At 64.8% G+C, this 8,892-nt stretch carries 10 protein-coding genes; 6 read left to right on the top strand and 4 right to left on the bottom strand.

Annotation, left to right across the window (positions count from 1 at the left end; translation table 11 throughout):
* Both VFT73_RS09980 and VFT73_RS09975 read right to left on the bottom strand, forming a co-directional pair.
* On the bottom strand, positions 1-853 hold an 853-nt coding region (locus VFT73_RS09980), incomplete at its 3' end, for an acyl-CoA dehydrogenase family protein (RefSeq protein ID WP_326410495.1).
* A gap of 103 nt (positions 854-956) precedes the next feature.
* Entirely contained in the window at positions 957-1,382 is a 426-nt protein-coding gene (locus VFT73_RS09975; RefSeq protein ID WP_326410493.1) for a MerR family DNA-binding transcriptional regulator, read from the bottom strand.
* A gap of 155 nt (positions 1,383-1,537) precedes the next feature.
* Here VFT73_RS09975 and VFT73_RS09970 point away from each other — a divergent pair, with 155 nt between their 5' ends.
* From VFT73_RS09970 to VFT73_RS09960, 3 genes are all read left to right on the top strand, one after another.
* Positions 1,538-2,206: a DUF6975 family protein gene (locus tag VFT73_RS09970; RefSeq protein WP_326410490.1), complete on the top strand. Its 669-nt coding sequence runs from the start codon at positions 1,538-1,540 to the stop codon at positions 2,204-2,206.
* A 53-nt stretch (positions 2,207-2,259) separates the two neighbouring features.
* A complete protein-coding gene (locus VFT73_RS09965) occupies positions 2,260-3,111 on the top strand; it encodes a MoxR family ATPase (RefSeq protein ID WP_326410487.1) in 852 nt (283 codons plus the stop codon).
* A gap of 82 nt (positions 3,112-3,193) precedes the next feature.
* The gene (locus VFT73_RS09960; RefSeq protein WP_326410484.1) at positions 3,194-4,204 is read left to right on the top strand and encodes a hypothetical protein; all 1,011 of its coding nucleotides are present in this window, start codon (positions 3,194-3,196) and stop codon (positions 4,202-4,204) included.
* Between the two features lie 7 nt (positions 4,205-4,211).
* Here the strand turns inward: VFT73_RS09960 and VFT73_RS09955 are convergent, their stop codons facing one another.
* Complete coding sequence (locus tag VFT73_RS09955) at positions 4,212-5,612, bottom strand: methyl-accepting chemotaxis protein (protein WP_326410481.1); 1,401 nt, start codon at positions 5,610-5,612, stop codon at positions 4,212-4,214.
* Positions 5,613-5,737: 125 nt separating this feature from the next.
* Here VFT73_RS09955 and VFT73_RS09950 point away from each other — a divergent pair, with 125 nt between their 5' ends.
* Genes VFT73_RS09950 through VFT73_RS09940 form a run of 3 tightly spaced genes read left to right on the top strand, consistent with a single transcriptional unit; the run spans position 5,738 to position 7,436 of the window.
* A complete protein-coding gene (locus VFT73_RS09950) occupies positions 5,738-6,919 on the top strand; it encodes a VWA domain-containing protein (RefSeq protein WP_326410478.1) in 1,182 nt (393 codons plus the stop codon).
* Between the two features lie 51 nt (positions 6,920-6,970).
* Positions 6,971-7,189 carry a type II toxin-antitoxin system RelB family antitoxin gene (gene relB, locus VFT73_RS09945; RefSeq protein ID WP_326410475.1) on the top strand — a complete coding sequence of 73 codons (219 nt, stop codon included), beginning with the start codon at positions 6,971-6,973 and terminating at the stop codon, positions 7,187-7,189.
* A complete protein-coding gene (locus tag VFT73_RS09940; protein ID WP_326410473.1) occupies positions 7,173-7,436 on the top strand; it encodes a type II toxin-antitoxin system RelE/ParE family toxin in 264 nt (87 codons plus the stop codon). Before relB ends, VFT73_RS09940 begins: the two co-directional genes overlap by 17 nt.
* A 3-nt stretch (positions 7,437-7,439) precedes the next feature.
* On the opposite strand, the gene dxs is transcribed toward VFT73_RS09940, so the two are convergent.
* Positions 7,440-8,892 (bottom strand): 1-deoxy-D-xylulose-5-phosphate synthase (dxs, locus tag VFT73_RS09935; protein ID WP_326410470.1); only part of this gene is annotated, 1,453 nt, incomplete at its 5' end.

Below are 8,892 nucleotides of genomic sequence, written 5' to 3'. Positions count from 1 at the left end.
GGCCCTTATTCTCCTCACCGACGAGGTAGCCGGTCGCGCCGTCATAATTCATCACGCAGGTCGAATTGCCGTGGATACCCATCTTGTGCTCGATCGAGCCGCAGGAGACGGCGTTCCGCTCGCCCAGCGATCCGTCGGCGTTCACCAGCACCTTGGGCACGATGAACAGGCTGATGCCCTTCACGCTGTCCGGCGCGTCCGGCGTCTTGGCGAGGACAAGGTGGATGATGTTGTCCGTCAGGTCATGCTCGCCGGCGGAAATGAAGATCTTGGTGCCGGTGATTCGGTAACTGCCGTCGGCGTGCGGTTCCGCCTTGGTTTTGATGAGCCCCAGATCGGTGCCGCATTGCGGCTCGGTCAGGTTCATCGTGCCGCCCCATTCGCCCGAGATCATCTTCGGGCAATAGAGCGCCTTCTGCTCCTCCGACCCCTTCGCGAGGATCGCCGCGGTCGCGCCGGCGGTCAGGCCGGGATACATCATGAAGGCCATGTTGGCGGAGATCGCGAATTCCTCGAACGCGGTCATCACCACGTGCGGCAGGCCCTGGCCGCCCAATTCCTCAGGGCCGGACAGGGTCGGCCAGCCTGCCTCGACGAACTGCCGATATGCTTCCTTGAAGCCGGTCGGCGTCGCGACCGATCCGTCGTCGTTGCGCGTGCATCCCTCGCGGTCGCCGACCTGGTTCAGCGGGAACAGCACCTCGGCGACGAACCGCCCGCCCTCGTTCAGCACCGCGTCGATCGTGTCGGCGGTGGCGTTCTCGAAACCGGGCAGGCTGGCATAGCGATCGAGCCCGATCACCTGGTCGAGAATGAACCGCGTATCGCGGATGGGCGGCGTATATTGAGGCATGACTTTCCCTCCGCTTCAACCGTCACCCCGGCCTTGAGCCGGGGTCCACCTTCTTACGGCAAGCAGTAAGGTGGATGCCGGATCAAGTCCGGCATGACGAGATTTAGTGACTCGCCTGCGCCTCGACCTTTTCGACCATCTTCACGAAGCGGATCAGCTCGTCGATCTGGGCATCGATGTCGAGCCGCTGGCGCTTCAGCAGCTCGATCCGCGCATTGCACTTCTCGATCGTGACCTTGCGCTGCATGTGGCGCCCGTCGCCGACATCATAGAGGTCGATCATCTCGCGAATTTCGGCAAGGCTGAAGCCGGTGCGCTTTGCCCGCAGGATCCAGGCGAGCCGCGCCCGGTCGCGCTTCGTATAGATGCGCGTCGTACCGCGCCGGATCGGCTGGATCAGCCCCTCTTCCTCGTAGAAGCGCAGCGCCCGCGGCGTGACGTCGAATTCCTCGGACAGATCGGTGATCGAATATTGATGCCGGTTCTGCGTATCCGGCGTGTCGACGATCGCGTGGTGGGGAGTGGCCATGCGCCACGTAAAGCATCCCATTTACGTAAGCGTCAAGCTGTTAACCGCGTTCGCGAGGGCTGAAATAAACCACCTCTTTACGGCACTTCATTATCCCCTTGGCGCACAGATGCACCGGCGCTTGGCGGAGCGCGCGACAGCAGGGACAAGGATAAATGAGTCAGGCGATCGAAACGGCACGCAGCGAACAGGTCGCAGACCTGCTGGTTTCGCTGGTGCGTGCGGAAGGGAGCGCCGGCCACGCCTATCCGCAGGCAACCGAGCTGACCGCCGGCCCCGAAGCGATGCGCAACCTGGCCGACGCGGCCCATTATCTGTGCGTGCTGCACGGGCGCTTTCCGGGCGTGATCGACCATGCCGCGAAGAAGACCGGCCACCCCGCCGCTCGCGGCTGGCTCTCGGCCGCCGCGGAAGCCTTTGCGGCAGAGCGCGCGCTGCTGACGCGGCTGGCGGTCGCGACCGGCCCGCTGCCGAGCACGCCGGGACAGGCCGAGTGCGAAGCCGCCGTGCTGCAGCAGAGCCACGCGCTCGACATGCTCGCCCAGTCGGACCGCGCCGGCTGCGCTCTGGGCGCGGCTTTTGCGCTCGCGCTCGACTGGCAGGCGGTGCGCGCCGTGCTGGAAGCGGCGGCGCGGCGGGCCTCGATCGCGCCGGGCGACTGCGCGCTTCCGGGCGAGGAAGAGACGCGTACCGTCGCCATGATCGTCGCGGAAACGCCCTCGTTCGAGCGCGCAATGAGCTTCGGCGCACAGCAGCTGCTCGCGCAGCATCGCGGGCTTTGGGACCTGCTCGAGGCGCGACAGCAGGCCCGCGCGAAGGTTTGACGCTCTCGTAAACGTCACCTATCCCGGCCGGACCAGCAACGGAAAGGCCGGGAATGCGCTTCGAAGGCACGCGGGACTATGTCGCCACCGACGATCTGAAGGTGGCGGTGAACGCCGCGGTGACGCTGCGCCGGCCGCTTCTGGTGAAAGGCGAACCGGGCACCGGCAAAACCGTCCTGGCCCAGGAAATCGCCAAAGCGATTGATGCACCGCTGATCGAGTGGAACATCAAGTCCACCACCAAGGCGCACCAGGGCCTCTATGAATACGACGCAGTGGCCCGGCTGCGCGACGGCCAGCTCGGCGATCCGCGCGTGCACGAGATTTCCAACTACATCCGCAAGGGCAAGCTGTGGGAGGCGTTCACCTCGCTTGCCCTGCCCGTGCTGCTGATCGACGAGATCGACAAGGCCGATATCGAGTTCCCGAACGACCTGCTGCACGAACTCGACCGGATGGAGTTCCACGTCTACGAGACCAAGGAGACGGTCCGCGCGGTCGAGCGGCCGATCGTCGTCATCACGTCGAACAACGAAAAGGAGCTGCCCGACGCGTTCCTGCGCCGCTGCTTCTTCCATTACATCAAATTTCCGGACCGCGAGACGATGCAGGCGATCGTCGACGTGCACTTCCCGGGCATCCAGAAAATTCTTGTCCAGCGCGCGATGGACATCTTCTACGAAGTCCGCGACGTGCCGGGCCTCAAGAAGAAGCCGTCGACGAGCGAACTGCTCGACTGGCTGAAGCTGCTGCTCCACGAGGATATGCCGCTCGAAATCCTCCAGAACCGCGACCCGACCAAGGCGATCCCGCCTCTCCACGGCGCGCTCCTGAAGAACGAACAGGACGTGATGCTGTTCGAACGCCTCGCCTTCATGGCGAAACGGCAAGGGCGGCCGGGCTAACGCTGAAGCGCTTGCGGACGCGGCGCTTCGCTGCCAGTCTCCTCGGTACGACAGGGGGAGGCAGGCATTGCGGCAATTATTGGTGTGGGCGTTCGCCGCCCTGCTGGCGGGCCCCGCGCAGGCCAGCGACGCCCCCCCGGTCGCCCTGCCCGCCGTCATGGACGGCATGCGGACAGTCCAGCCGCTCGACGAGCCTTTCAACAAAGTCGTGAGCTACGAGAGCGACGGCGAAATCATCTCCCTCTACCTCTTCCGAGCGACGCACCCTAATGCCGCGCTCTGGTTCGAGCGGGCCGAGGCGATCCTGATGTCTCTCTGGAAGGAACGCGGGCTGGGCGAAGGCGGCGAGACGCGGCGCCTGAGCGTGGTCGGGTCATCCGTTCCCAACGCGCTCGCCCGCAGCTTCGCCGTTTCGGGAGACTATAAGAGCACCGGCCTGGCGGTCGCGCAGATCGGCGACTGGCTGATCAAGGTGCGCTCCTCGTCGCGAACGCTCGACCGGGACGCGCAATTGGCACGGATCGAGCAGGTGCTTGCGACCATAGCCGCGCCGGCCGGCGTGAAGCCGGCCAATCCACTGACGCTGCCCGAACCCTGCCCGCCGGCTGCGACCGATGCGACCTTCAAGATGCTGCTGAATAGCGAAGCCATCGCCAATCCGAACGCCGAGACGATGCTTGCCGCCGGCGCGGTCCTGCTGACGGGAGCCCAACAGATGGCCGGCGGCGAAGGCAGCCTGGCCGCTGCTCCGGACTCCTACTGCCGCGCCGAGCTGCCCGGCATGGGTCCGGCCGCAGCCCTATACCACCGGAAGAACGACGCGGGCGGAGAATGGACCGCCCTGCTGGCCGATTCCGGCACGAGCGTGAGCGGCCTGAAAACCCTGATCTTCGACAAGGAAAAAACGAAGGAGGGCGGGATGATCACCGCCAACGGGCTGGACAAGACTCGCGCCGTCCTGTTCGCGCAGGGCATTCCCGCGCCCGAGGCCGGCTTCATGCCGGCAGCGCGCCTGATCGTCGCCGGCAGCAAAGAAGGGTATGTCGCCGTCGCCTACGGCACACAGAACATCGAGGTCGCGCTGCCGAAATAACCTGGGCTTACCGATTCACGTACGCAATCTCGAAATTGCCCCAGCGCTTGCCGTTGATCCACAGCGGCACGAAGACGTTTTTGACCATCATCGCTTCGCTGCCGCGGTCGAGGTGATAGACCGACATCAGGAACGGCGCGTCACTTGCCACTGCGCGGGCGGTCTGATCGTCGAGCAGGATGCGGCGGTTGCGGCAGTTGCGGTCGTTCCATTCGGGATCGTCCGGCCGCGGCTCGCGTGAGCGCGAGCTCTGATGGGTCGGCAGATAGCCGTTGATATCGGAGCAGATCGATCCTTCGATCGACCGGTCGCTGGCATTCACCCGATCGATGATCGGCTGGAGGTGGCGATCGGCAAAGGCATTGAACCGGTTGTCGAACCGCTGCGGATTCGAGCCCGGGATCAGCCGGTAATCGGTGTCGAACACGTCATCCATGCCGATCTCGCCGCGCGCGATGGCGCTTTCGATCAGCTGCTTGACCTCGTCGCGCGTCTGGATCGCAAGCTCCACATAGCGCTGGTCCTGGTGCGCGAAGCCGCTGTGCACCAGCTGGTCGAACATTGTGTTCGACAGCAGCTCCATCTTGGCCATGGTCTGCTGTGCGTCGACCAGCTGCTTCGCATTGGCGCGCGCTTCGCGGGCAAAGCCAGTCAGCTCGTCCTTCACGCGAATGGCGTTGTCGTGGATCAGGCTCGTCGAGCGGGCGATGCCGTCCGACTGCTGCTCGACCATCTCGACGATCTGCGCGACCTCGGCGACGGTATCGTTGACCTTGCCGAAGCTCTGCTGGGCGGCGCGGCTCTTGGCGACGCCGGCGCCGATTTCGGCCACGAACGTTTCCGCCTCATGCGCCAGCGAGGCGACGGTGGCGCTGATTTCCTCGGTCGCGCCGCGCGTATCCTGGGCAAGCTTCTTCACTTCGGCGGCGACGACCGCGAAGGTGCGGCCCGCGGCGCCCGCGCGCTCCGCCTCGATCGCGGCATTGAGCGCCAGCATGTTGGTCGTGCGGGCAATTGAGTCGATGCCGGCGGTCACCCGCTGCACCTGCGTCATCGCGGCTGCAAAATTGGTGACCTGCTCGCCAAGCCGCACGACCAGCTCGGTCAGCGCGGTGAAGTCGTGCATCGACCGGGCGATGATTTTGGTGCCTTCGTCCAGCTTGGTGCCCGCCTTTTCGGCAAGCAGCCGCGCCTCATCCGTCGAATCGGCGGCGCGGCGCTGGTCCGCCTCCAGCGCTGCCGTCACCTGCTCCAGATCGGCAAGCACCTGCATCTGCCGGCCCAGGCTGTCGGCCACCTGCGTCACGTAAGTCGCTGCACCGGTGCAGCCGACGGCAAGATCGCCGCACGACTTTGCGACCGCGTCGATCGCTCCCGGATCCGCTGCCTTGATTGCGCCCTCGATCATTCTACTGCTCTTGTTCTGGCATGTTCGCCAGCGGCTTAGGACCAAGGGGTTGAAGATCGCTTAACCCCGTTCGTCGGCGCGCAACCGCGATTTGCTTCCGACCGGATCGGTTCTAAGATCGCGCCGTGTTCTTCAACTTCATGGACGAGCTGCGGCACGCCGGCATTCCGGCTTCGCTGAAAGAGCATCTGGTGCTGCTGGAGGCGCTCGACCGAGAGGTGATCCGGCGCTCTCCGGAAGAATTCTATTACCTCGCCCGCGCCACCTTCGTGCATGACGAGGGGCTGCTCGATCGCTTCGATCAGGTCTTCGCCAAGGTCTTCAAGGGGATCGAGACCAGCTACGGCACCGAGGCGGTGCCGATCCCGGAGGATTGGCTGCGCAAGATCGCGGAGCTCTACCTGACCGAGGAGCAGATGGCCGAGATCGAGAAGCTCGGCTCCTGGGAAGAGATCATGGAGACGCTGAAGAAGCGGCTCGAGGAGCAGAAGGAGCGCCACCAGGGCGGCAACAAATGGATCGGAACCGGCGGCACCTCGCCGTTCGGCGCCTATGGCTACAACCCCGAAGGCGTGCGGATCGGCCAGGCGGAAGGTCGCCACGGCCGCGCGGTGAAGGTGTGGGACAAGCGCGAGTTCAAGAACCTCGATTCGACCAAGGAGCTCGGCACCCGCAACATCAAGATTGCGCTCCGCCGCCTGCGCCGCTTCGCCCGCGAAGGCGCGGCGGACGAGCTCGACATCGACGCGACGATCGACGGCACGGCACGGCAGGGCTGGCTCGATATCCATATGCGGCCGGAACGGCACAATGCGGTGAAGCTGCTGCTGTTTCTCGACGTCGGCGGCTCGATGGACCCGCACATCAAGCTCTGCGAGGAGCTGTTCTCGGCCGCCACCGCCGAGTTCAAGAACCTGGAGTTCTTCTATTTCCACAACTGCCTTTACGAAGGCGTGTGGAAGGACAATCGCCGCCGCTTCTCCGAGCGCACGCCGACCTGGGACGTGCTCCACAAATACGGCCACGATTACAAGGTCATCTTCGTCGGCGATGCGTCGATGAGCCCTTATGAGGTCACCCATCCCGGCGGCTCGGTCGAGCATTTCAACGAGGAAGCCGGCGCCGTCTGGATGCACCGCGTCACCAACACCTATCCCGCCGCGGCCTGGCTGAACCCGGTGCCGGAAAAACATTGGGGCTATTCGCAATCCATTGCGATCCTGCGCGAGCTGATGAACGGCCGCATGTTCCCGCTGACCCTCGAAGGCCTGGACGACGCGATGAGGGAACTGAGCCGGAAGGTGTAGGCGGATGCAATAGCGCCCAACAGTCGCTATGCTTGCGTTCGGAGACTGGTCATGCTCGCAATCAAGCTCGATCCCACCACCGAAGAACGGCTCGAAGAATTCGCTCGCAAACTGGGCAAGTCAAAAGACGATCTGGGCCGGGAGGCGATCAAGCGCCTGATGGAAGACCTGGAAGACTATGTCCTGGCGGAAGCCGGCATGAGAGACTTCGATCCCGCCAAAACCACATCCCTTGAAGAACTGAAGCGCGATCTTGGCCTGGACGGTTAGGTTTTCCGATCGCGCGGAAAAGAGGCTTCGGAACCTCGATCGGAAGGTCTCTTCGCGAATTATCAAGACCATCGAAGACATCGCGTCACTGGATGATCCACGGCAGCGTGGAAAGGCGCTGACGGGCCGCTTTGCGGGCCTATGGCGCTACCGCGTCGGCGACTGGCGCGTCATTGCAAAGCTGGAACACGACCGCCTGATTATCATCGTGATCGATACTCCGCATCGCAGCGAGGCATACCGCTAGCCCTTAGGCCCGTGCCCCCTCCACCACGCCGACGCTGTTGCGGCGCAATGCCTTCAGCACCGTGTCGACGATCGCGTCCGCATCGAGGCCGGCTTCCTTGTACTGGAGCTCGGGCTTGTCCTGGTCCTGGTAGACGTCCGGCAGGCGCATCGTGCGGAGCTTGAGCCCTGCGTCGATCAGGCCGGTGTCGCTGGCCATCGTCAGCACGTGGGCGCCGAGGCCGCCGATCGCGGCTTCCTCGATCGTCACGGCGACTTCGTGGGTGGTCAGGAGCTTGCGGATCAGCTCCTCGTCGAGCGGCTTGGCGAAACGCAGGTCGGCGACGGTGGTCGACAGCCCTTGCGCCTCCAGCCGGTCGGCCGCCTTCAGCGCTTCCTCCAACCGCGTGCCGAGCGACAGGATCGCGACCGTCTTGCCTTGGCGGACGATGCGGCCCCTGCCGATCTCCAGCCGCTCCGGCGTCTCGGGCAGTGCGACGCCGGTGCCGTTGCCGCGCGGATAGCGGACTGCGATCGGCCCTGAATCGTGCATCGCGCAGGTGTGGACCATGTGGACCAGCTCGGCCTCGTCGGCGGCGGCCATCACGACCATGTTGGGCAAGGTCGCAAGATAGGTGACGTCGAAGCTGCCGGCATGGGTCGCGCCATCGGCGCCGACCAACCCGGCGCGGTCGATGGCGAAGCGCACCGGCAGGTTCTGCAGCGCGACGTCATGCACGACCTGATCATAGGCCCGCTGCAGGAAAGTCGAGTAGATCGCGCAGAAGGGCCGCATGCCCTGCGCGGCGAGGCCGGCGGCGAAGGTCACTGCGTGCTGCTCGGCAATGCCGACGTCGAAGAAGCGCTCCGGGAATTCCTGCGCGAATTTGTCGAGGCCGGTCCCCGACGGCATGGCGGCGGTGATCGCGCACACCGCCGGGTCGCGCTTCGCCTCCGCGACCAGCGCCTTGGCGAACACATTGGTATAGCTCGGCGGCCCCGCCGGCGCCTTGGCCTGGGCGCCGGTGATGACGTCGAATTTCTGGACGCCGTGATATTTGTCCGCCGACGCCTCGGCAGGGGCATAGCCCTTGCCCTTCTTGGTCACGACATGAACCAGGATCGGCCCGTCTTCGGCGTCGCGGACATTCTCCAGCACCGGGATCAGGTGGTCGAGGTTATGGCCGTCGATCGGGCCGACATAATAAAAGCCCAATTCCTCGAACAGCGTGCCGCCGGTCGCCATGCCGCGCGCATATTCCTCCGCGCGCTGCGCCGCATCGTGGACGCGCTGCGAGAGCTTCCGCGTCACTTTCTTCGCAAGCGACCGGAAGCCCATATATTCGTGGCTCGAGATCAGCCGCGCCAGATAGGCGGACAAGCCTCCTACCGGCGGCGCGATCGACATGTCGTTGTCGTTCAGGATCACGATCAGGCGATTGCCGGCGTCGCGGGCGTTGTTCATCGCCTCATAGGCC

It is taken from the genome of Sphingomonas sp. (genome assembly GCF_035758555.1).
Lineage (GTDB): Bacteria > Pseudomonadota > Alphaproteobacteria > Sphingomonadales > Sphingomonadaceae > Sphingomonas_B.
The sequence above is the reverse complement of the archived record's forward strand: the minus strand, read 5'-3'. Positions and strand labels throughout refer to the sequence as shown.